Raw genomic sequence first — 22,970 nt, 5'->3', positions numbered from 1 at the left:
AATAAACATGGAACACACAAAAATTAAAATCGGAATTGTAGATGACGATCTGCTGTTTGTACAGCTTTTGAAAAACTATATTGATAAGAATGAGGATTATCAGGTTACACTGACCTCAACAGGAGGTTATCAGTTTCTCACTGAGGATTCCGGATCTTTAGATATTCTGATTCTGGACCTCAGAATGACCAATGGTGATGGCCTTGAAGTAATGACAGAACTGGCCAAAAGGGAAACTGAAACAAAAATCATTGTTCTTTCCAGTTTTTACCGCCGTTCATTCATGGGGCAAATGCTGAAAATGGGAGCCCACGCTTTTTTGCCCAAAGAAATTGAATTAGAAGAATTATTGGCTGTCATCAAAACTGTTTACCATACAGGACATTACTTTTCCAATGATCAGATTGATGTCATGAGAAGTCAGCTTTCCAATAAACTTCCGGAGTTTCATGCCTTTTCTAAGAATGAGCTTACCGATAGAGAAGTTGATGTTCTGCGACTGGTTTGTCAGCAGCTGAGTACTAAGGAAATAGCAGATTCTCTTTTTATTTCTCCCAAAACTGTAGAGACCCATAAAACAAACCTTATGATCAAAACAGGAGTGAAAAATATGGCCGGGCTTGTTATTTATGCAGTACAGAATCAGGTTATAGATCCGAACGAAATCATATTATTTGATAAATAGTTGTATCCAAAAAAGAATCAGGGAGTACATGAATGCACTCCCTGATAACAAGAAATCTAAAAATACACTATAATTTAGGATTCAATACTTTAGCAATAGAAACCGCATCTGCTACCGTATCCAGACTATAGATCTGCAGAATACCCTGAGTGGTAGCTGCCTGACCTAAAATGTTCTGTTGGTTTTGTGCATTCACTGCATTTTCAAACATGATTCCTGTAGAATGTGCAGCAGATTGATATACGTTACTTAAAGCCATTGCAGGAGATTCTGCTACTACTTTTACGTTCGATTGCGTTACTGCGTCTGTGATTTGTTCGTTTACTGGCATAATGATTATTGTTTATTTGGGTTAAAAATATCCGGATTTCCGGTTGTTTGATTAATTATTTATTTAAGCTTTCCTTAAAAATGGATTACGGATTAAGGATTTTAGCCATAGAAACAGCATCAGCAATGGTATCCAGACTGTAGATCTGTGCGACACCCTGTGTGGTAGCTGCCTGAGTAACAATGTTCTGTTGGTTTTGTGCGCTCACTGCGTTTTCAAACATGATTCCTGTAGAATGGGCTGCGGTCTGGTATACGTTGCTTAAAGCTACTGCAGGAGATTCTGCAACTACCTTTACATTCGATTGTGTTACTGCGTCTGTGATTTGTTCGTTTACTGGCATAATGATTATTGTTTATTTGGGTTAAAAAACAACCGGTTTTTCCGGTTGTTCGGACAATGTACTTAAGCTTTTCGCAAAAATGGATTACGGATTAAGGATTTTAGCCATAGAAACAGCATCAGCAATGGTATCCAGACTGTAGATCTGAGTGATACCTTGTGTAGTAGCTGCCTGAGTGACAATATTTTGTTGATTTTGTGTATTCACTGCATTTTCAAACATGATTCCTGTAGAATGTGCAGCTGACTGATATACGTTGGCAAGTGCCATTGCAGGAGATTCTGCTACTACTTTTACGTTGGATTGTGTTACTGCGTCTGTGATTTTTTCGTTTACTGGCATAATGATTATTGTTTATTTGGGTTAAAATAACCGGATTTTCCGGTGGTATAAAATTGTTTTATTTGCGATCAGCAAAAATGGATTAAGGTTTAAGGATTTTAGCTATAGAAATGGCATCAGCTATGGTATCTTTACTGTAGATCTGAGTGATACCCTGCGTAGTAGCTGCCTGCGTTACGATGTTGTGCTGATTTTGAGCAGTCATCGCATTTTCAAACATAATTCCTGTAGAATGGGCAGCAGTTTGATACACGTTACTCAAAGCCATTGCAGGTGATTCTGCTACTACCTTTACGTTAGACTGTGTTACTGCATCTGTGATTTGTTCGTTAACTGGCATAATGATTATTGTTTATTTAGGTTAAGAAACGACCGGATTTTCCGGCTGAGAGAATTACTTTTATTAAAAAAGTTTAAAAATTAAGGCTTAAGAATCTTAGCAATGGAAACCGCATCTGCTACCGTATCCAGGCTATAGATCTGCAGAATACCCTGAGTGGTAGCTGCCTGACCTAGAATATTCTGTTGGTTTTGTGCATTCACTGCATTTTCAAACATAATTCCTGTAGAATGTGCTGCAGATTGATACACGTTGGCCAAAGCCATTGCAGGAGATTCTCCTACTACTTTCACATTAGATTGCGTTACTGCGTCTGTGATTTGTTCATTAACTGGCATAATTGTTTTTGTTTTTTTGTTGAGATCTGATCTCGGTTAATAATTATTGAGGTAAACTAGTTTTCTATTTTATTTTAAACTCACTACAGATTCTGCAGATGAATACATTTCAAAGGCATTGATATTAACAGGTTATGAATAAATTAGACTTGAAGGGTGGCTCTGAATACAATGATTGAAACCCCTATCTGTAAAACCTGTATGAGTTTAAAGCATATTTCATGATAAAAAGGATGCGGTTTTTATTTTTAATATCTGTCTTAAAAATACATTTCTGCTGTAGGTATGCTGGCAATGCTGGCTTCCTTTGGGCTAAAGATGGATTCTGAATAATTGTTTCTGTACATAAACAGCATCTGAAAAACGGTGCAAAATAAATGTTGACCTGATTGTATATGCTGAGGGCACCGGATTTCATCTTTACAGAGAAAATAAACCGCATCCGTGGTTTGAGTTGAACTGAAATTAGAAACGTCCTTTTCTAATGGTCTCCAGTTCTTTTATTTTCATATTCTTTGGACTCATTTTTTTTAAGCCCATGACATAGCTGCCGATGGCGGTCATGTTATTTCGTTGTTGGTTCAAGGCAGAATTGATCTGCATTGCACCCGTAGAATGTGCGCTTACCTGTGTTGAAATAGCGTTAGGTACAGCCGTAGACATTCCCATGATTATAGTATCAATTTCGTTCATAATATCTGTTGGTTTTGATGTTTTTATGGACGGATATTACCAAATCTGGCATTCAGTTTATTCATTCGGTCCATAATTTTAAGTTCCTTCTCTTTTACCTTTGCCGTAGATGCCTCCTGAAGTCTTTTCAATTGTTCTTCGTAGTTCATCATAGGAGGATCAGCCGGAGCTGGTGTGACGACCTGTGCCTGAGGAGATTCTTGCTGTTTCACCGCTTCTTCCAGCTTTTCCAGCAGTGGGGCGAGAGATTTCATAGTCTCTTTTACGGCTTTATCCCTGATATAATTGATGATTTCATCTTCATGTCTTAAAACAAAAGGCATGATTTCTTTGTCGATGATTTCAGGTTCCGTTACAGGTACCGGAGGTTTCTGAGCGGGGGCCTTCTTACGGATTCTTCTGCGCATAAGTATTGTTTTGAGTGTTGAAAAAAGAGAGCGTTTACTTACAGCAGATAATTGATGTATGCTGCTGCAGCTCTCCAATCCAGATTGATATCTTTTACTACATTATATCCTGTAATTTCCAAAGCAATACAGGCGGACACAGCACTGGCAGACAACATCTCTTTTAACTGATTAGCAGGCAGAGTAAGGATATAATCATCAGGAATCACAGGAAGCCTGCCGTTGTTTGGAGGGTTTTCGTTCACAATTATGCTCAGGATTTCCTGGAAATAGTGTGCAATCAACTTAGAAGCCTGGAATTCCAGTTCTCTTTTTAATGTGATTATATCTTCTTGACTTATCAATTCGGAAATAGAAGCTACATCTACGTCATGTACCGAATATTGGGCTTCTCCCGTATCAGATGGTGTAATTGTGATATCAGTTTTAAGAATCCATTTTGCCTTTTCAAGATTGATTGTTAAAAACTTTGAATCAAGATCCGGAACTGCAATTTCACTTAAGGTTGTAAAAGGTAAAATTCTGACGTTACAGTAAAAAGCTTTCGGATCATCCAGTTTAACCATGATTACAGCAATTCCCGTTGACTTATCTTTAGGTTCCACTACAAAAGACTGGAAATAATTGTACCTTTTATTTCCCCTGTTGATGCAGTTGACCAGTCGTATAGAAGGCTGAATATTAATATTGGAGGTCTGAAGATTAAATACAATACGCTCTGCATTATGATCGGTTTTTTTGGCATCAGTACTTTTCGGGTCAAAATAAGAAATATCATTACTTCGCGTCAGGTAAAGTCGTTCATTTAAATCATTTAAACTTTCTAGATTTAAAATTTTGGCGGGTTTAGTTGTTGAAGAATAATTCATCTTTTATTTATTTTAATTTTTTCAAGAAGTTGGCTTATTATTGTTTTTTTCTTTTGGTTAATTTCAAGCTCTACTGAAGGAATTACTGCTTCCTTAATCTCTGGTTTTACGAGTGGCTGTGTCAGTTTTACTGACTTTAATACTAATTTTCCCCCATGATCAGCCGTGATAAAGCTTTTTCTCATACCTTCCTTTTCTGATGAGACTTCTTCCGGAACCGGATCTACTCGTTTTTTTTTTCGGGATCTTCAACCTCAGGAGAAACTTCCGTAAACGATGGGGGAGATGGAAGAGCGGCAGGAACCGGAGATGTGTTGACATTATAAATAGTATTGGAAATTTTAGCCTTCACTTCAGCATATTCACTTACCATTTTGAATAAATCTTTCATCATTTCATTTCCTTTTCCTGCATCCTGGCCTTGCAGTTGCTCTGCCATCTGAGTGGAGGTGTCCTTACTGCCCGGAGCCGGCCCGAAAGTCGTTCCATACGTCAGTAAATTATTGGCGAGTCTGCTTAATGCAATCAGGCCTACCTGCTCAAATCCTTTCAAAAAAGACTGTAAATCCTGAACCATCATTCCTGTAGACTGTTCTATCATTACTTTTGTTACTCCGGTCATTGGGGAAGCCTTAGGCGGGGCCAGTACCTCACTGTTCACAAATACTACAGCTTTTTCCGCCGGAGTGGTAGCATTTGCTGCCTGGGATTGTTGGGTTTCACTGTTGTGTTCACTCATGATTGTAAGGTTTTATATTATCCTTTTAAAATTTTAATGGCATCTGCAACAATCGCAGGGTTGAGCTGGTTCAAGTTCTGCTGATTGGTTACAGAATTCTGAATGGAAATTCCACTGGCATGCGTGGCCATCTGGTAAAGCATACTCATAGCCTGTGCGGGAGACTCACCAAGTACGGTAACATTGGTCTGCGTTACTGCATCTGTAGTCTGGGTGTTTACGGTTTCTGCCATATTCTGGTTTTAATGGGTTATTATTATTTTTATTTTCAAACATCTTTTTTCAAAGACTTTCTTCAGCTCAACCTTATTATTATTTCTTGGTTAAGTCTTAACTATGAGATTGTTGATCTCTTTTGTCTGATACAAATTTCATCAATCGAAATAAATCTTCATTAAGGGAAAAAACGGAATTTTAAAAAATAAGGGAATTCTCCTACGAGTGAAATTTTCAGATAAAACATTATATTCTAAATAATATAAAGAAGGAAAATACCCCAATATATAAGTGATCTAATAATCATTATTGCATGAATACACAAATATGCCGGTCGCTGATACGGGTAAACCCCTAATTTTTGAAAATGGGGCTTTCCCCTTTGATGAATCCTAATGTTTACACAGAAATTTGTGATACAAATATTTATTCAATGTAAAACCTATTAACATGAAAAAAAGATACTTACAGTTTTTACTTTCTGCATCAGGAGCAGGAACCGCCTGGATGGGAAGAAATGAATACCAGCAGTACAAAGCATTGTTGGATCCTGATAGAGTAGACCGGACTGGACGACTGGGTGCGATGCTTGCCACCAAAGACTTCACCCCTGATCAGGTTGGGTACGGAGTTTATCCTTCCATACGATTGATTCACTTAATATTTGGAAATATCGGGGAACAGAAGATTGGCGAAATATTCAATGATCCGGAAATGCAGCAACTGCTGAAAGAACTCGGTACCCATGAAAACCATCAGAATGTAGGAGACAAAGAGCAAAAATACTGGCAGAGTAAATGGAATGACGAAAGTCATCCGGGGCGTAAACTGATGGCTGGATTAGGTGCTGCATTTGATGGAAATTCCAGGGCTTTCATACAGAAATCAGCCGCGGAATTGAGAGAAAAACTTTCGTAATAGGAAAGTGAAAATCGGATCAGTTAACTTTAAAATAAAACAATTATGAACATTATAAAAGAATACAATGACTTGTTTTTCAGTTCTAAGGGGACGAATGATAAAGCGAAGATAGGAATCAGAATGAAAAATGGGAAAATAAAAAGAATGAGCGTACAGGAAGTTTTCAATACCTATTTCATCGGAAGCAGGGAAGCTGAAAGAAAAATGCTGGTAACATTGCAGCAATTAGGTGCGGATGTTAAAGATATTATTCAGGTGCTTGATATTTATAACACAGATTATCAGTCTGAAATAGATTATAAATTTAATCAGGATCAGTGGGAAAGTGATGAAAACGAAAAGATAAGAAAAGAAAAGTATGGTGACATCAGTGAAAAAGAATTCAATGAAGTTAATACCATTATCAGTGTTCAGGGCCTTACAGCTTCTGTATATCGGGATTTGCGCCAGTTGTTTTTCTTTGAAAAATTTCACGAAAGAAAATTAACCATGGGAGATAAAGAGAAAGAATTTATGCAACAGAGATTGGACTCCTTCGGAAATATAACAGAAAGTGATCCTGGCCTCAGCAAGATGATGATTTACAGGACAATGGGGGAAACCGAATTTAAAGGGATAAGTGAATGGGCTAAAAAACACAAGAGGATGGGGGGAGAAATTAAAAGCTATCTTACCTTCAGGCATCCGATAATGGATGAAAATGTACCCAATGATGAGGATATACCTGATGATATACCTGTTCAGAATCATTTAGGAGGGTACAGCCAGGCAAAACAGTATGCAAAAGCCGATGCCGGCTATAAATTTCTTTTACAGTTTACATTGAAGAAAAATGCCAGAGAACTATTAGGAGATCCGGAGCAGTTGGTTTTACAAAAAGCATCAAAGAATACTACCACATCAAAGATAAAATCCTGGTTAGACAATCAAGAAATGCAGGTTGAGGAGGTAAAGAGTGGGGAAGCGCACAAAGCAGGTAAAATAGGTCTTAAAAATGAAAACAAGGGAGGAGAAGCATTAAGTATTTCATTAGGAAGAAACAAAGAAACACAGAGAGTATTTCAACGTTTACTTAAAAGAGTAGACCTTATTGAAGTGATTGCTCCGAAATAAACTTTCAAAAAAATCAAAAAAATAAATAATCAAACGGCCAGTCTTCTGTACAGAAGACTGGCCGTTTGATTATAAAGCTATGAGGAAAGAAGAGCATCTTCAGTCTCTCTTTCAGGCAATTCCTTTCTCTTTCTCCAAAAGAAATAGGCAACAACAGCGGTTGCAATGGGCAGAGCAATACCAAACTCATCAATATAATAATTGGTATTTCCCGTATCTGCAGTAAGCGGTGTAAAAATAGACTGGATAAAAAGGTTGTGGCTGGCATGTAAAATAGCACCCGTCCATAAACTCCCTGATTTTAACCGTAACCAGGTGAAAATGAAACAAGAGGCAAATATCATGATCGTAAAGCATAAAAGAGCCAGCCATTTGGGACCGCCCGTATTATAATTGGAAAAAAGCAGAAGAGGATAATGATAGATAGCCCATATCAGACCCATCCAAAGAGAAGTGGCAGTATAAGAATTAATTTTAGCTAACTGCGGAGTAAGAAGACCGCGCCAGCCTATTTCCTCACCCAATGCTGATCCTACCGACCGTACCATGCCAAAGCTGCTCATCAGAATGACATACAGGATGATGGTCTGGCCATCAGAAAGATTCCAGCCCATACCTTTACCGGCATCTGCCACAAACTCATGGTTATAAAAACCGCCAGCTCCACTGATCCAGATGATGAGGTAAGGAACAAAACTATATAGAATAGGAATGCAGTAAGCCATGATCTGATATTTTGTAAGACCCCATTTCCAACCCAGGGAAGAAACAGGAATTTTCCGGATACGGCAGGTAAGAAGGGCTGCAATAGCCGGACACCACATCACAATGGTAGCATAAGAGATAATTCCGCCACCGAGTTTCCCAGTACGAATACACATATAATACACCGGAAGACAGAAAAGCAGGGTAAGGCAAAGATAAGTGGCAATATTCTTCCTTATTTCGGATTTGGATATTGTATTTTCCATAAACTGATTGGGTGTTATAGTTTATAAATGATTGAAAAATAGAAGGTTATTTTTTAATAAAAGTACACTTATTTCTTATATGAATACTAATTTTAGCACTGTTCAGATTAAAAAAGAAGTCCTCTGTTTTTTAATAATGGAAAACTGTAAATTAGCCAAACAATTTTTTTTCGTATTACCCTTAGAACATGTCCAGACTAAAAGCCATAAGAGAACAAAAAAATCTGACTCAGGAAGAGCTGTCAGAAAAATCAAAAATTTCTGTAAGAACCATTCAGCGTATAGAATCCGGAACAGAACCTAAGGGACATACTTTAAGAGCGCTGGCGCAGACTTTGGAGATAGAAGAATCTTCATTATTACAGGAACAAAACATTATTTTCCGAGAAGATATTGAGCTAAAAACAGAAAGCACAGAAGAATCTGAAACAATCAATTATTCTGTAGCTAAAATGATCAATCTCTCCTCTTTATTATTTGTAGTAGTACCACCATTAAATATTCTTGCTCCCTTTCTGCTGATGTTTATCATGAAGCAGAGAAACAGTCTTACCAAACAGATTATCTCACTGCAAATGTTTTGGACTGCAATAGCACCCATTGTATTTATAATTGGTATCTTTTTAAAGCTTGGAAAAGAGTTTACGCTTATTCTTATGATCCTTATTGCCTTGTCTAATGTATTCATGATCCTCAGAAATACTGCTGAGATTGATCGTAAAAAGAAACTGTATTTTAAACTGAAATTCAGCATGTTATAATTTGTGTCATGGCTTTGTCGGGTTTTTGTCGGGTTCATTTTTATTTGAAAACCAAAATGAAATTGAACCTTTGTCAAAAAAATAACAATGACAAAATCTACACAGTTTATTCTTCCTTTTTTTATTCTGTTGATGAATATCGTTCATGCACAGATGACAAAAACAGACCCTCTTTATAAAACAATTATCTCAAAAGACAGCCTCTTTTTTTCAGCAGGCTACAATACCTGCAACATCGGAAAGATGGAAAGTATGTTAAGTGACAGGTTTGAATTTTATCACGATAAAGGCGGCTTTGAGGATAAAAATAAATTCATCATTGACTTTAAAAACGGACTGTGCAAATCTCCGGAAACCTACCAGTTAAAAAGAGTATTAGTTGATAAAAGCACCGAGATTTATCCCATGTATAAAGAGGGAAAAATATATGCTGCCATTCAGAACGGAGATCATCTGTTTTACGAAAAGATGGGAGATCAGGCTGAAAAATTAGTCGGAGAAGCAAAGTTTACCCATCTGTGGATTCTGGAAAATGCAGAGTGGAAACTTAAGAATTCACTGAGTTTTGATCATCATCCGAAGCAGACTACTGATAATGAAACTATGTTTGATAACGATCAGTCGATGCAAAGCTGGCTGAAAGAAAATAATATTCCCACAATGGGATTAGGAATTATAGAAGGAGGAAAACTACAGCAGGTAAAAGTATTTGGAAATACTAAAACAGGAATTTTAACTCCTCCTAATGCCTGTTTTAATGTAGCCTCTCTTACCAAACCTGTCACCGCAATAGTCGCGTTACGCCTGATAAGTTTAGGAAAATGGAAACTAGATGAACCTTTAGATACCTACTGGACAGACCCCGATATCATCAGCGATCCGAGACATCAGAAACTGACAACCAGAATGGTCCTTAGCCACCAGACCGGTTTTCCCAACTGGAGATGGATGAACACTGATAAAAAACTGAACTTTCAGTTCGATCCGGGTACAAAATACCAATACTCAGGAGAAGGTTTTGAATACCTTCGGAAAGCGCTGGAAAAGAAGTTTGGAAAATCACTGGACCAGCTTGCGAAAGAACTTATTTTTCAGCCTCTCAAAATGCACAATACAAACTATATCTGGGATCAGAATACAGATGAAACAAAATTTGTAACAGGATACAATGAAAAAGGGAATGCTTATCCAGTAGAAAAAATTAAAACAGCCAATGCCGCTGATGATCTGCATACTACGATAGAAGATTACGGAAATTTTATGATCAGCATTATGAAAGGAAAAAATCTGAAGCCGGAAGTCTTTCAGGAAATGATCAAAAAACAGGTTAAAGTAAAAGAGGGTAAATATTCCGGGTTAGGTTTTGAAATCTATGATCTGGGGAATGGTGAATATGCATTATCTCACGGCGGGGCAGATCAGGGAACAAGATGTATTGCCATTGTACTGCCCAATTCGGGAAAAGGGATAGTGATATTCACCAATGTAGATGACGGGTACAAAGTCTATGAAAAACTCGTTCTTCACTATCTGGGAGAGCAGGGGAAGAAGATTGTGGAGATAGAAAGTAAATAGCTGTCCGTTTGTAATAAATCTTTGTATATTTAGAATATCAATCTGAAAATAAGTAAGCTAGCTAAATATTTATTTTCAGATTGCAATATTATGAGCAGAAATAAAAAGAAAGTTATGTGGCAATATTATATAATTCTCGGTGCGGGAATAGTGCTGTTTATTTTTGCATTCTTAAGTTTAAGAAACACTCTTTCATTCTTAAAGAAAGCAGAAAAGGCAACCGCAACTGTTACTTCATTAAGGGAATATGAATCAGAGGGAACAGTATTCAGTCCTCTCTTTACCTTCAGAACACAAAATAATACTGAATATACGTATGAACTGCCGGAAGGCACCAATCCTTCAGCCTGGTCGGTAGGGGAGACGGAGACCGTTATTTACGATCCTGCCGATCCCTCTTCCGTAGAATTATATACGTATTTTAGAATTTTTGCCTGGCCTTTAATATTGATTTCTATTGCATTGCCATTACTGGTGGTAGGAGGAGGTTATTTTATTGCAGAGCAGTTTTTAAAATAACCTGATCCTCTGTATTTCTACTTTATTTTTTCAAGAAGGTATAATTTAGCTCCCGAAAATCCCAGCTTAGGCATCAGATTTCCTTCCAGAATCATCGTTTTATTATTAGCATCGATGACAGAAATATAGTTGTTGGAATTGTATTCTATATAATTCTCTTTTTCTTTCGTTGAAGGATTTTTTCCGAACTCCATAGAATATTTTACCCAGTCTTCATCTTGTGAACTGCAGTGTACCGGTTTGAATTTAGACTTTTTAGTCTTGAAAATAATCTGGTCAAAACCTTCCGTACATTCTGAAGTGAATGAGCCGTCAGGATTCTGATCTTTTGAAAAATCCTCGAAAGAACCACGGTAAACACCTACCACCTTCCAGGTTCCGTCTATACGGTCTTCATCAATTTTTCCTTTCGCTTTGCTTACCGCCCAGCTGATTCCGTTTACCGTTCCTTTTACTGCTTTATAACTTAAGCTTACAGCGCCTGAAACTACTTTTGTAGCCGTTCTTACCACACATGAATTGAGAACAAGCACAGCCGAAGCCAGAAATAGTATTTTCTTCATTTTGTCAAATTTTTTCAGGTACGAAGATACTGTTTTTGGAAAAACTGTTGGATGCTGAATTCTGTTTTACACATTTTGATAATCATTTCAGGTATCCGCTGTCTGGTTTAACGGCCGATAATCAGTATTCACCGTTTAATATGACCTGTTCAGAGTATTTGTACTTATTTCTGTCTCTGTTTTGCAATAATTTTACCATAACAAAAACATCACTATTATGAATACTACATTGAACTTCAGTAAAAAAGTACAGGCTATTTTATCCTTACTTATTTTGATAGGAATGGGATTATGGTCTCTGAAAGCACAGACTTATACCGCTGGCGAAAAAAACATAGAAAATACAGAGGTCAGATCAGCTTTTCAGCATACAAAGAAAATCAGAGCAGGACTGCTGGATGTAGGCTATGCAGAAGTAGGCCCTGAAAATGGAAAACCTGTCATCCTTCTTCATGGATGGCCTTATGATATCCACAGTTTTGAACAGTCTTCTGCTATACTTGCCGGAAAAGGCTACCGTGTTTTGGTCCCTTATTTAAGAGGCTACGGTACAACTACTTTTGTATCTCCCAATACAAAACGTAATGGTCAGCAGAGTGCTGTAGCATTGGATATCATTGCTTTTATGGATGCCTTAAAAATTGATAAAGCGATCATTGGTGGTTTTGACTGGGGAGCCAGAACTGCAGATATCATGGCCGCATTATGGCCAGAGCGCTGCACTGGCTTGGTTGCCGTAAGCGGATATTTAATAGGAAGTCCAAAGGCAAACGAAAAACCTCTCCCTCCCAATGCTGAGTTATTATGGTGGTATCAGTATTACTTTTCAACTGAAAGAGGGTATAAAGGTTATAAAGAGAATACAATGGCATTTAACAAACTGATCTGGAAAACAGCTTCCCCAAAATGGGCTTTCGATGATCAGACCTACGAACGCTCTGCCGGAGCATTCAATAATCCTGACCATGTAGATATCGTGATTCACAATTACCGCTGGCGTCTGGGATTAGCGAAAGGAGAAAAACAATATGATGCCCTTGAAGCTAAGTTGGCAAAATCTCCGTCCATTACAGTTCCAACAGTTACCCTGGAAGGTGATGCCAACGGAGCTGCGTTTCCTGCCCCGGAAAGTTATGCTTCCAGATATACAGGGAAGTATGCACACCACACGTTAACGGGAGGAATTGGGCACAATTTACCACAGGAAGCTCCAAAAGCATTTGCTGATGCCATTATAGAGGTAGACTCCATGTCACAGTCTAAATAAAACCTATCGGATTTATAGCATAGCAACATTCGAGGCTTTCTCAAAAGTGTCATTCTGACGAAGGAAGAATCTCATTAATAAAATTCTTCCTTCGTAAACTGAGAGTCAAATGATTTAACGTATGATACAGTCTTTTTCTTATCGTAAACTATCCTTCAAAACCCTCTTCGAGCTTCAGTTTATTAACTAAAGGATTGGCATACATCGCTAAGAAATATTCTTTAGAAACGGGGTCAGAAGGGTCTATACGCATCTCAAGTCTTCTGATAAACAGCTGTTTCTCCTGTTCGGTATAGTGTGAAGCATACGTATCTGTATTGTGAATCAGATCGTAGGCTATATATTTTGTAGGCCAAAGCTTATAATTCTTAATGATTGAATGGTCAATTAACTGTGCAATAGCCTGCAATTGTTTGTTTTTATTCTCGATTGTAGCGGCAATTTCATCCAGTTCTGTATCAATAACATCACCGGCATGAAGATGAATTCGCTTCTTTTGTCCTAATATTCCGCTGAGCATGGTGGTAAAATCTTCATTTTTACCTTTGATATATTCCTCATCCCTGTGCTGTGCCAAAAGCTGAGGCATTTTCAAAGAATCTGTAGGATCATATTCATAAGAAATGGATACAGGAACAATTTTTAAAGTTTTAAAATATTCTATCAGTGACTGATCTCCGGATGCCATAGCAAGCATTTTTAAAACACCCTGCTGAGTGGCATCATTACCGTTTTTGGTACGGCCTTCACGTTGAGCAATCCATACAGAGCGGTTTTCGTAATACAATTGATGATCAATGTACTCAGACATGGTTTGTGAACTTTTAAGCTGATCACGAAGCGACAAGCCTCTTTGAACTAGAAAGTTACGGTTCAGTTTAGCCAATATATTCAAAAAGTTTCTTTTCACAAGATTATCACCAATGGCTGAAGCAGTCATAATATGGCCGCTTTCCAGAAGAGCCAGGTTAAGCAGTGAAGTATCCAATACAATATCTCTGTGATTTGAAATGTAAAGGTATGGCGTATTTTTATCCAGTTTATCAAAACCTGAGGTCGTTAAACCTTCAGAACTTTTTGCAAGGATCTGACGAACGGTATGTGCTACAAAATGATGCTGAAAATCACTTATAGAATGGATATCCTTAAACTGTTCCAGCCAGACTTGCTCATCCACACCGGGAAAAGTAAAGTTCATCAGTGCTTTCATCATAGGATCACGGGCTACACTCTGCAATCTTTCATTCACTTCATGATCATGAAAATACCGTATTTCATCAAACTTCGACATGCGATTATTTAAAAATTAAAACTTTTTGCAAAAGAACGAAAATTTATCTGGGGAATAGGTATAATGGGTGTTAAAGTATTATGAGGGGCGTAGGAGTTAGTTGAACTGTGTATAACAAACAATCCATATACGCGCCCACCTTGTCATTCCGCAGGAATCTAAACTCCTATTTTCTCATCACTTATTGCGTAGATTGTGTCTGGATTCCTGCGGAATGACAAACGCTATGGATAGTCTAAGTGGATAGTTTGTATTAAGTCTGGAGCAAATAAGTGGCTATTCACAAATACATACACATAAAAAAATACGTACCCACCTTGTCATTCCACAGGAATCTACACTTTTATTGTATCATCATTTATTATCCAAATCTCTGTCTGGATTCCTACGGAATGACAAACGTTGTGGATAATCTAAGCGAATAGTTTGTATTAAGTCTGGAACAAATAAGTGGCTATTCACAAATACATACACACAAAAAAATACGTACCCATCTTGTCATTCCGTAGGAATCTACACTTTTATCGTATCATCATTTATTATCCAAATCTCTGTCTGGATTCCTACGGAATGACAAACGCTGTGGATAGTCTAAGTGGATAGTTTGTATTAAGTCTGGAGCAAATAAGTGGCTATTCACAAATACATACACACAAAAAAATACGCACCCACCTTGTCATTCCACAGGAATCTACACTTTTATTGTATCATCATTTATTATCCAAATCTCTGTCTGGATTCCTACGGAATGACAAACGCTGTGGATAATCTAAGCGAATAGTTTGTATTAAGTCTGGAACAAATAAGTGGCTATTCACAAATACATACACACAAAAAAATACGTACCTATCTTGTCATTCCGTAGGAATCTACACTTTTATTGCATCATCATTTATTATCCAAATCTCTGTCTGGATTCCTACGGAATGACAAACGCTGTGGATAGTCTAAGTGCATAGTTTGTAGTTCACTACCAGCGATAAACAATTTTATCATTTGATGTGAATACTGCCCATATCAAAGCCAATTTTCAAACAAGTAATTCAAAAATTCTAAATTAGGATTTGTCTTCCTTATAAGTTCAAGCTTCTTAATTCTTGACCAGTTTTTAATTTCCTTTTCCCTTTCAATGGCATGATGAATCCAATCATATTTCTCGTAATAAATTAGAAATTCAAGATTATATCTTGCTGTGAAGCTACTGGGATTTAGCTTTGTTTTGTGTTGATGCAATCTCCTGTGGAGGTTTCCTGTAACGCCAGTGTAAAGTACTTTTCTATTTTTATTGGTAAGAATATAGATATAGTAGGTATATCTTCCTGTTGAAAACTCAATCATTTGTGTATTTGTTTTATAACAAGTTACAAAAAATATGTTTCAACTGCTTCTTAGTTAAGTATGAATTTCTATTTGTAAGAAAGGAGCAAAAATATATAATGAACCCAAACAAGGTAATGAGACACAATCTTTGTCATTCCGCAGGAATCTAAACTCTTATTTTCTCATCATTTATTATCTAAATCTCTGCCTGGATTCCTACGGAATGACAAATGGTGTGGATAGCCTAATCGAATAGTTTGTACTATGGTCTAGAGCAAATAAGTGGCTATTCACAAATACATACACACAAAAAAATACGCACCCACCTTGTCATTCCGCAGGAATCTAAACTCTTATTTTCTCATCATTTATTATCTAAATCTCTGCCTGGATTCCTACGGAATGACAAATGGTGTGGATAGCCTAATCGAATAGTTTGTACTATGGTCTAGAGCAAATAAGTGGCTATTCACAAATACATACACACAAAAAAATATGCGCCCACCTTGTCATTCCGCAGGAATCTACACTTTTATTGTATCATCATTTATTTACGTAGATCTCTATCTGGATTCCTACGGAATGACAAACGGTGTGGGTAGACTAAGCGAATAATTTGTATTAAGTCTGGGACAAATAAGTGGCTATTTACAAATACATACACACAAAAAAAAATACGCGCCCACCTTGTCATTCCGCAGGAATCTAAACTCCTATTTTCTCATCTCTTATTATCAAACTTTACCAAACCAAAAATAACTCCACCTTCTTAATAGTTGAATTTTATGAATAAGCTTCTGCTTACGGGAAAGCGTAAATTTTATAGAATAGTCATTATAGGTACTTATAAAAGTAGCCATAAGTATTTCTTAAGAACCAAAAGTGGGATGGATAAGCCCCTAAAACACGTTATCAATATGTCAAAAGCCGGTCTTGAAATAGCTGTGATAAGTTAATCAAGTGTCTGTAGGTATTTTAAAATAGCTTATAGACACTTCCTCAATAACCTGCAGGCAGTTATTAAATAACAATACCCCCTTAGGGAAGGGGGTATTGATACTTATTGAAATAGGTGTTTGAACTTCAGAACCGCCTATTGATACTTGCTTAACCGATTGCTATCAGTTCTTTACATCATCAGAGGGAGTTGCCGGAGGGGTTGAAGCCCCTGTTATCACAAAGAACTGTTTCATATCTTCATAAATGACATTCGTGCCGGGAACATTTTCTCCTGAAAGGAATTTCATGTTTCTATAGAAGGTAATAGCATTGTGATAGTTATCATGATCCAGCAAAACTTTAGTATCAGACAGCTGTTCTGTTAATGAACTCATTATTTGCAGACGTTGTTCTACCTGTTCTCTTCCCAGATAATCCTTATCGAATTCCGCTTTATCTAAGAAATTCGGAACATGCTGGGGATATTGTTCCATGTAGATTTTGGCTTTATTGACGAAGAGTTTGTTCTGTTCTGCAATACTTCCATACTGTTGTCTTTCTTCGGGAGTAAGATTGATGGTTTTTCCTGATAAAACCGTTTCAATAGTTTGTAATGCCTGATCGAGGTTATTAAGTTCTTCTGCGGTAAAACTTATACTGATTAAATTGTCTAGTGCCATATGCTTGTGTTTTTGATTGTTAATCTGATCAAATATAATAAGTGTAAAGCGTAGAAAAATAGAGGGTAATAAGATTTTTAGGAGGCATTCATCAGAAAATGAAAACGGGATAATGAGGTTTGTTTTTTTTGACTTTTTGAAGAAAAAAAGAGTGTGTAAAGAAGGAAATGATGAAAAGGGAGAAAATGGAACTTATGAAAGGATGTTGAAGGAGAAGGATGAGATGATGGTGAGGTTGATTGAGAAGGGCTAACTTAATATATAGAAAAAGGTTCACGCAGATGCTGAACCTTTTTTGTTATGGTTTAATTAAAACTCTCTTGCCTGCTTACAAAGCTACTTACAGTCAGCCTATGCACACCTAGGATTCTTCCAATTGCAGAATAAGATACTTTTTTATCAAGTAGCTCCTGAATTTTCTTTTCATGTCCTGTAAGTTTAGTTTTTGAAGACTTGCTTCCTTTTGGTCTTCCTAAAATTACTCCTTCTGCCCGTTTTCTCGCTAAAGCTTCTTTAGTTCTTTGTGAAATTAAATTTCTTTCGATTTCAGCGGAAAGTCCAAAAGCAAAAGCCAATACCTTAGAACTAATATCGCTTCCTAACCGATAGTTGTCTTTGATCGTCCAAACTTGAATATCACGATTCATGCATTCATTAAGAATTCCCATAATCATTAATAAATTTCTTCCCAATCTGGAAAGCTCAGAGCAGATAAGAATATCTCCTTTCTTCATCTTTTTTAAGAGCTTACCAAGCTTTCTGTCATCCACATTTTTTGCACCAGAGATGGTTTCTTCAATCCATTTATCTACTATAGTTTCCTGATGTTGACAAAATTGATTGATTTCAAAACGTTGGTTCTCTACTGTTTGTTTGTCTGTACTTACTCTGATGTATCCGTAAATCATTGTATTTGTTGTTAAAAATTATTATGCTATTTTGATTTAATTTATACCTATACTGTCTAAAATAATTCTATGCAATAATAATAGCAAGGAAATGAGCGATTATTTTAGACAAAATGGAGCAAATACCACTTTTTTAAGTACTGAAAGTTGGGTGATTTTATGTGATATTGAACAAGCTATAAAAACTAAAATTGAAGCAATTGGTACACCACTAAAAGATTGGAATATTAGTATTAACTACGGAGTTAAAACAGGATATAATGAAGCCTTTATTATTGATGGAAAAAAGAAAGAAGAATTAATATTAGAAGATCCCAAATCTGCCGAAATCATACGACCATTATTAAGAGGGCGTGATATTAAACGTTATTCTTATGAATTTGCTGATTTACATATAATTACAACATTTCCAAGTCTGAAAATTAACATTGATGATTATCCGGCTGTAAAACAGCATCTTATGAGTTTCGGATATGACAGATTAAAGCAAACAGGCGATAGGGGAGCAAGAAAAAAAACTAATAATCAATGGTTTGAGACCCAAGATAGCATAAATTATTGGGAGGATTTTTATAAACAGAAAATAATATATCCCGGTATAATGCGAATAGCTAAAAGCAATTTATTAAATTTTCCCCGTTTTGCTTACGATGAATCTGAAAACTTTTTTTTTGGAAATGATTGTTACTTTATTATTGGTGAACATATTGAATACATTTGGCTTATTTTAAATTCTACGTTACTAGGCTATCTATTTAGATATTATATATATTCATTTGATGAAACCGGATTTAAAATGTTTACAGATTACTTTCAAAATATTCCAATACCAAAACCAAATCATACCACTTTAAATCAAGCAAATGATTTATTACATGAAATAAATATGGAAAAAATTGATAAATGGGTTTATAGCTTCTATAACTTTAGCGAAGAAGAAGTATATGAAATTGAAAATTTTGTTCAAAAACTTATTTATGAAGAAGAATCTTAATTATTTTCTATTAATTCAATTTCTTCAGCAGAAAATTCAAATAATTCATAAGTCAATGAATTTATTTGTTTAAAAAGAGAAGAAGAATCTTTATTATTTTTTGTATTATTAATGATCTGAATCGTTATATCTTCAAACTGCTTTTGTAGTGAGGGACAAATCTTTGGTACAAACAGTTGTTCAATTGTGAATTTTTTCCACCTTACGGTACCAACACCTGTTGTAGTTCCAATTTTTGAGAAAAAGTATTCAGATATTTTTGAATTTAAAAAAGAAATAAGATAAAGTAGGCTTTCGCCAACCATTAAAAATGTAGTAGCCTCATTAATATATTTACCTTCTAACTCAATAGAAAACTTTGGAGAGTCTGAGATTTCCCCCCAAATTATTTTCTGTTTATAAAAATCCTCCATATAAGCACAGTTTCTTAAATTGTATGGACTCATTCCTTTATCGCTTCTTTTGGTTAATTGAGAATAAAATTGATTTAAGTGTTTTTTAATAGCAGGATAATTTTCTATATCTATGGGACTTATATTTTTTTCTTTTATACCATTATGAGTATTAATTAGCCATAAATCAGCAAAGTCATATCCAAATCTTTTGACATCCCTGCCACGTAAAATAGGTCGAATAATTTCAGCAGATTTGGGATCTTCTTTTATAAGTCTAGCTTTCTCTCTTCCATCAATAATAAAGGCTTCATTATATCCTGTTAAAACTCCACGATAGATATTAATGTCCCAATCTTTTAGTGGTGTACCAATTGTCTCTATTTTTCTTTTAATTTCTTTTTCAATCGATGATAAGACAACCCAACTTTCTGAAGAACTGAAATCTGTAAGAACAACAAACTGTCTAAAATAATCGCTCAAATTTTTTAACTCCTTTTCTTTTATAATACAAGCTAAAGTTTGTTGTCTATTTTTATCCCTTGAAAACATTAAAATATTGGTATCAACAGTAGCTGTATCAAATATCTGGGTGCCACCAAAATCTATAAGAATTTCTGGATTCGTTTTATCTACAAAAAAATTTCTAAGGTTTTCTCCATAAGCGGCACGCATCCATTTATTAGAAGTGATAAATGTGAGAAGTCCTTTTTCTTTTAAGACATTATATCCTAGCTCATAAAACAAGCTGTAAATATCTCCCGTTCTGGCAAAAGTTTCATAACCTAATGTTTGTAATGCATCACTTGCAGCTCCCATTTTCTGTAATTGGATATATGGGGGATTTCCAATAATGACATCAAAACCAATGAAATTTCCATCATTATCCAGCACTTCCGGAAATTCAAAACGCCATTCAAAAGCATTACGATAAATAACATTGTTGAGAATTTCTTCTTTTTGTTTTTTAGCTTGTTCAGCCTTTAGTTTGAGTTTTTTGAGTTTATCTTTCTCTGCTTTTTTAATGGTTTCTCCAAAAGCAATTAAGTTGTTTTGTCTTTGTTCTTCATTTTGGTATTCACCTAATGCTTTAGAAACTTTTTCTTTTTCCTTATTGTCAAGACTTGATTTGAGATTGTTTTTAATAGTACTGATAATATCTTCAATCTCTCTCTTTTTAGTTTTGGAGTTGGTGGTTTTGTAGTCTTTTACTGCCTGTTTGTAATCTTCGACTGAGAATGTAATTTCCTTGCTTTTAAATGCACTCTTTAAACTGTCATTCAATTTAAACTTACTGATGAGTGAATTTCCGCATTTAATATTAATGTCAATATTAGGAAGGGTTTGCAGTTCTCCTTCATCTGTATAATAAGCATTTTTAAGGAGCTCGATCCAGAGTCTCAGTCTGCAGATATTTACTGAGTTAGGATTAATATCTACACCAAATAAACAGTTTTCAATAAGAGTTTCCTTTTCATGAAAAATTGCTTTTTGAATTTTTAAGCTCTGTGGATCTTTACGGTTATAGCTGAATAAATCTCCATCAGCATCAGAAATATAAATTTCATCATTATCAATTTCTATTGTACATGGCAGTTTTTTCCCGTCCTCATCTCCTAAAATCCCCAACTCGCTTTTAATGACAATCATTTCATTAAGAGCAGAAACGAGAAAATGCCCTGATCCTACCGCAGGATCACAAATCCTGATAGAGTTAACTACTTCATTGAATTTCTTACGATCTTCCTTCTTGAAAAAAGTATTGCAATAATCAATAACATCTTCAAATGTTTCAATGGTTGGAGCAATTTCTTCTTTAAATTTTTGAACGACAGATTTTCTCAGAGTTTCTCTGCACATAAACATGGTAATAGTACCGGGAGTGTAGAAAGATCCATCTTTGTAACCATTAATTTTTTCAAAAATCAATCCCAAAACGGAGGCATTAATTAATGTTTTATTTTGCTGCTTATCATTAATTTCTACGGATGCATCCGCAGAAAAATCATAAGCATCTAGAAATTTGAATAAATATTCTAAAGTATTAAGTTTTCCAGTCTGTTTTTTTCCATTAGAGCTTTTTAAGACTGTTGATGAAAAAACTTCCATTTCTTCATCCATTAATGCTGTAATGTCAAAAGTAAGGTCTTCGAGTTCGCTTTTTTCAAACAAGCTGCTGTTCAGATAAGGAATATATTTAAACTTTTCTGCGTATCGTTGGTGACGTTCTTTTACTGGCTTTGCTAATGCTGAGAAGAACATTTCATTAAGTGCATCAAAACCAGGTATGAATTCTGAATTTAAAAATTTATATTCCGGAGAATCATTATTGTAACTTCTCAATTGAGATTCCAGTAACTTTAAGAAAAGAATTCTGTTAACCCATGTCAGACAAAGTTCTAACCCAACGGTAAACGATTTTTCTTCAGTATTAGGGATATTTTTAACCTTGATAAGATAATCTTTGTCTTCAAGGGTAAAAATTGTATTCTCTAACAATGGACCATAATCTGCTTCTTTATTCTTTTTTCTTTGGATAATTTTCTTACCACTTTCTTTTACTTCTTCAAGCCCTATGATATGAAGTAACTCGTTATAAAAAGCTTTATTAAGCTGATTACTATCGTTGCCAAAGCTTTTTCCAAGTAAATGAACATCAGAGAATAACTTGTAAATATTAACAAGCTCTTTATCTTTAAATTTTGAAACTTCTTTATTTCTAAAATCAAGATATACAAATGGAAGAGTATCTTCTACCTGTTCTATATATTTCTTTGCTATTTCATTATAGAATAGTTCATTTTTTATGGTGTCTTTTAAACCATCTCTAAATGCTTTATATTCCTTAATTAATTCGCTGTTTTTATAAAATAAGTTGTAGAAATCACTTGCATTGAAAAAAAACCATTCAAAACCATTGGTGATAATAAGGTGTTTAATATTGTTGTTCTTGTAATCAACCCTTTCTCTAAGATAATACAACAGCATTTCCTGAAATGCTTTTTTATTAAGTTGTTTCTCTGTTGGAAATTCTACTCTATTACTTGGTTTTTTTGCTTCTATTAAAACTCCAACGTCAGAAGTTGCATCTTTCCCCAAATAAATTGCCAGATCAATTCTCTCCTTTGTATTGATTTCATTTTCAGAATAGAAAGTTGATGAAAGAAATCTTGATATTGGAGATTTTAAATGCTCTTCACTCTCATTTCTACTGTCAACTAAATTAATAGCATTGATACAGTCTTGAAGTTTCGCTGAAAAATCATCAATATCTGCTCTTAAAGGTTTAAACTTTTTGTATGCTGGATTTAGTGCTTTTTGAGGTTCGAGTTTATTAATTTTCATGTGTTATTGTCTAAAATAAGAGGGGATTAATTTAGACAAAATTGTGGTATAAAACAAACGGGAAACCTTTATATATCTGCAAATTATATAAGATTAGTAAAATAAAAC

At 35.5% G+C, this 22,970-nt stretch carries 27 protein-coding genes; 9 read left to right on the top strand and 18 right to left on the bottom strand.

The features are described 5' to 3' along the window. Positions 1-7 precede the first annotated feature (7 nt). Positions 8-685: a response regulator transcription factor gene (locus tag FW780_RS07585; protein WP_149833040.1), complete on the top strand. Its 678-nt coding sequence runs from the start codon at positions 8-10 to the stop codon at positions 683-685. 67 nt (positions 686-752) lie between these two features. On the opposite strand, the gene FW780_RS07580 is transcribed toward FW780_RS07585, so the two are convergent. The 11 genes from FW780_RS07580 to FW780_RS07530 all read right to left on the bottom strand — a co-directional run bounded on the left by FW780_RS07580 (position 753) and on the right by FW780_RS07530 (position 5,320). After that, the gene (locus FW780_RS07580) at positions 753-1,016 is read right to left on the bottom strand and encodes a RebB family R body protein (protein WP_047378387.1); all 264 of its coding nucleotides are present in this window, start codon (positions 1,014-1,016) and stop codon (positions 753-755) included. Positions 1,017-1,101: 85 nt separating this feature from the next. Beyond that, positions 1,102-1,359: a RebB family R body protein gene (locus FW780_RS07575; protein ID WP_149833039.1), complete on the bottom strand. Its 258-nt coding sequence runs from the start codon at positions 1,357-1,359 to the stop codon at positions 1,102-1,104. An 84-nt stretch (positions 1,360-1,443) separates the two neighbouring features. Then, positions 1,444-1,701 carry a RebB family R body protein gene (locus FW780_RS07570; RefSeq protein WP_047387826.1) on the bottom strand — a complete coding sequence of 86 codons (258 nt, stop codon included), beginning with the start codon at positions 1,699-1,701 and terminating at the stop codon, positions 1,444-1,446. A gap of 82 nt (positions 1,702-1,783) precedes the next feature. Continuing rightward, on the bottom strand, positions 1,784-2,041 hold the full coding sequence (locus FW780_RS07565) for a RebB family R body protein (RefSeq protein ID WP_047387828.1): 258 nt from the start codon (positions 2,039-2,041) through the stop codon (positions 1,784-1,786). A gap of 80 nt (positions 2,042-2,121) precedes the next feature. Further along, positions 2,122-2,379, bottom strand: coding sequence for a RebB family R body protein (locus FW780_RS07560; RefSeq protein WP_047378383.1), 258 nt, complete (start codon positions 2,377-2,379; stop codon positions 2,122-2,124). 465 nt (positions 2,380-2,844) lie between these two features. Continuing rightward, positions 2,845-3,072 (bottom strand): RebB family R body protein, encoded by a 228-nt coding sequence (locus FW780_RS07555; RefSeq protein ID WP_077418521.1) that lies wholly within the window; start codon positions 3,070-3,072, stop codon positions 2,845-2,847. Between the two features lie 23 nt (positions 3,073-3,095). Beyond that, a complete protein-coding gene (locus FW780_RS07550) occupies positions 3,096-3,479 on the bottom strand; it encodes a hypothetical protein (RefSeq protein WP_149833038.1) in 384 nt (127 codons plus the stop codon). A gap of 38 nt (positions 3,480-3,517) precedes the next feature. Continuing rightward, entirely contained in the window at positions 3,518-4,348 is an 831-nt protein-coding gene (locus tag FW780_RS07545) for a hypothetical protein (RefSeq protein WP_149833037.1), read from the bottom strand. Then, a complete protein-coding gene (locus FW780_RS07540; RefSeq protein WP_149833035.1) occupies positions 4,345-4,533 on the bottom strand; it encodes a hypothetical protein in 189 nt (62 codons plus the stop codon). Before FW780_RS07540 ends, FW780_RS07545 begins: the two co-directional genes overlap by 4 nt. A gap of 38 nt (positions 4,534-4,571) precedes the next feature. After that, positions 4,572-5,087, bottom strand: a complete 516-nt coding sequence (locus FW780_RS07535; RefSeq protein ID WP_149833032.1) for a hypothetical protein — start codon at positions 5,085-5,087, stop codon at positions 4,572-4,574. Between the two features lie 17 nt (positions 5,088-5,104). Further along, complete coding sequence (locus FW780_RS07530) at positions 5,105-5,320, bottom strand: RebB family R body protein (protein WP_034697211.1); 216 nt, start codon at positions 5,318-5,320, stop codon at positions 5,105-5,107. A gap of 433 nt (positions 5,321-5,753) precedes the next feature. Between FW780_RS07530 and FW780_RS07525 the strand changes: the two genes are divergently transcribed. Together FW780_RS07525 and FW780_RS07520 are read left to right on the top strand one after the other, a co-directional pair. Then, a complete protein-coding gene (locus FW780_RS07525; RefSeq protein ID WP_149833028.1) occupies positions 5,754-6,221 on the top strand; it encodes an SPASM domain-containing protein in 468 nt (155 codons plus the stop codon). Positions 6,222-6,266: 45 nt separating this feature from the next. Further along, positions 6,267-7,337 (top strand): hypothetical protein, encoded by a 1,071-nt coding sequence (locus FW780_RS07520; RefSeq protein WP_149833025.1) that lies wholly within the window; start codon positions 6,267-6,269, stop codon positions 7,335-7,337. Between the two features lie 77 nt (positions 7,338-7,414). On the opposite strand, the gene FW780_RS07515 is transcribed toward FW780_RS07520, so the two are convergent. Continuing rightward, positions 7,415-8,308: a CPBP family intramembrane glutamic endopeptidase gene (locus FW780_RS07515; protein ID WP_149833022.1), complete on the bottom strand. Its 894-nt coding sequence runs from the start codon at positions 8,306-8,308 to the stop codon at positions 7,415-7,417. A gap of 188 nt (positions 8,309-8,496) precedes the next feature. On the opposite strand from FW780_RS07515, the gene FW780_RS07510 reads away from it, so the two are divergent. From FW780_RS07510 to FW780_RS07500, 3 genes are all read left to right on the top strand, one after another. Then, positions 8,497-9,069 (top strand): helix-turn-helix domain-containing protein, encoded by a 573-nt coding sequence (locus tag FW780_RS07510; RefSeq protein WP_149833019.1) that lies wholly within the window; start codon positions 8,497-8,499, stop codon positions 9,067-9,069. A gap of 87 nt (positions 9,070-9,156) precedes the next feature. Continuing rightward, positions 9,157-10,644, top strand: coding sequence for a serine hydrolase (locus FW780_RS07505; RefSeq protein WP_149833016.1), 1,488 nt, complete (start codon positions 9,157-9,159; stop codon positions 10,642-10,644). Between the two features lie 90 nt (positions 10,645-10,734). After that, a complete protein-coding gene (locus tag FW780_RS07500) occupies positions 10,735-11,163 on the top strand; it encodes a DUF3592 domain-containing protein (protein ID WP_149833013.1) in 429 nt (142 codons plus the stop codon). A gap of 17 nt (positions 11,164-11,180) precedes the next feature. On the opposite strand, the gene FW780_RS07495 is transcribed toward FW780_RS07500, so the two are convergent. After that, positions 11,181-11,726 (bottom strand): hypothetical protein, encoded by a 546-nt coding sequence (locus FW780_RS07495; protein ID WP_149833010.1) that lies wholly within the window; start codon positions 11,724-11,726, stop codon positions 11,181-11,183. 217 nt (positions 11,727-11,943) lie between these two features. Between FW780_RS07495 and FW780_RS07490 the strand changes: the two genes are divergently transcribed. After that, complete coding sequence (locus tag FW780_RS07490; protein WP_149833007.1) at positions 11,944-12,993, top strand: alpha/beta fold hydrolase; 1,050 nt, start codon at positions 11,944-11,946, stop codon at positions 12,991-12,993. 148 nt (positions 12,994-13,141) lie between these two features. Here the strand turns inward: FW780_RS07490 and FW780_RS07485 are convergent, their stop codons facing one another. The 3 genes from FW780_RS07485 to FW780_RS07475 all read right to left on the bottom strand — a co-directional run bounded on the left by FW780_RS07485 (position 13,142) and on the right by FW780_RS07475 (position 17,223). Beyond that, positions 13,142-14,284 carry a 1-acyl-sn-glycerol-3-phosphate acyltransferase gene (locus tag FW780_RS07485; protein ID WP_149833003.1) on the bottom strand — a complete coding sequence of 381 codons (1,143 nt, stop codon included), beginning with the start codon at positions 14,282-14,284 and terminating at the stop codon, positions 13,142-13,144. Between the two features lie 1,017 nt (positions 14,285-15,301). Next, positions 15,302-15,622: a GIY-YIG nuclease family protein gene (locus FW780_RS07480; protein ID WP_149832998.1), complete on the bottom strand. Its 321-nt coding sequence runs from the start codon at positions 15,620-15,622 to the stop codon at positions 15,302-15,304. A gap of 1,103 nt (positions 15,623-16,725) precedes the next feature. Continuing rightward, positions 16,726-17,223, bottom strand: a complete 498-nt coding sequence (locus tag FW780_RS07475) for a hypothetical protein (RefSeq protein ID WP_149832995.1) — start codon at positions 17,221-17,223, stop codon at positions 16,726-16,728. A gap of 112 nt (positions 17,224-17,335) precedes the next feature. On the opposite strand from FW780_RS07475, the gene FW780_RS22355 reads away from it, so the two are divergent. Beyond that, positions 17,336-17,476 (top strand): hypothetical protein, encoded by a 141-nt coding sequence (locus tag FW780_RS22355; RefSeq protein WP_167510660.1) that lies wholly within the window; start codon positions 17,336-17,338, stop codon positions 17,474-17,476. Positions 17,477-17,528: 52 nt separating this feature from the next. On the opposite strand, the gene FW780_RS07470 is transcribed toward FW780_RS22355, so the two are convergent. Further along, positions 17,529-18,131 (bottom strand): master DNA invertase Mpi family serine-type recombinase, encoded by a 603-nt coding sequence (locus tag FW780_RS07470; RefSeq protein ID WP_061890314.1) that lies wholly within the window; start codon positions 18,129-18,131, stop codon positions 17,529-17,531. A gap of 91 nt (positions 18,132-18,222) precedes the next feature. Between FW780_RS07470 and FW780_RS07465 the strand changes: the two genes are divergently transcribed. Next, a complete protein-coding gene (locus FW780_RS07465; RefSeq protein WP_149832993.1) occupies positions 18,223-19,125 on the top strand; it encodes a TaqI-like C-terminal specificity domain-containing protein in 903 nt (300 codons plus the stop codon). Here FW780_RS07465 and FW780_RS07460 read toward each other — a convergent pair. Further along, positions 19,122-22,862 carry a type IIG restriction enzyme/methyltransferase gene (locus tag FW780_RS07460; protein ID WP_149832990.1) on the bottom strand — a complete coding sequence of 1,247 codons (3,741 nt, stop codon included), beginning with the start codon at positions 22,860-22,862 and terminating at the stop codon, positions 19,122-19,124. The genes FW780_RS07465 and FW780_RS07460 overlap by 4 nt on opposite strands. Between the last annotated feature and the right edge of the window lie 108 nt (positions 22,863-22,970).

It is taken from the genome of Chryseobacterium sediminis (assembly GCF_008386505.1).
GTDB lineage: Bacteria > Bacteroidota > Bacteroidia > Flavobacteriales > Weeksellaceae > Chryseobacterium > Chryseobacterium sediminis.
Note: the sequence above shows the minus strand (reverse complement) of the source record. Positions and strands in the feature narration are given on the sequence as shown.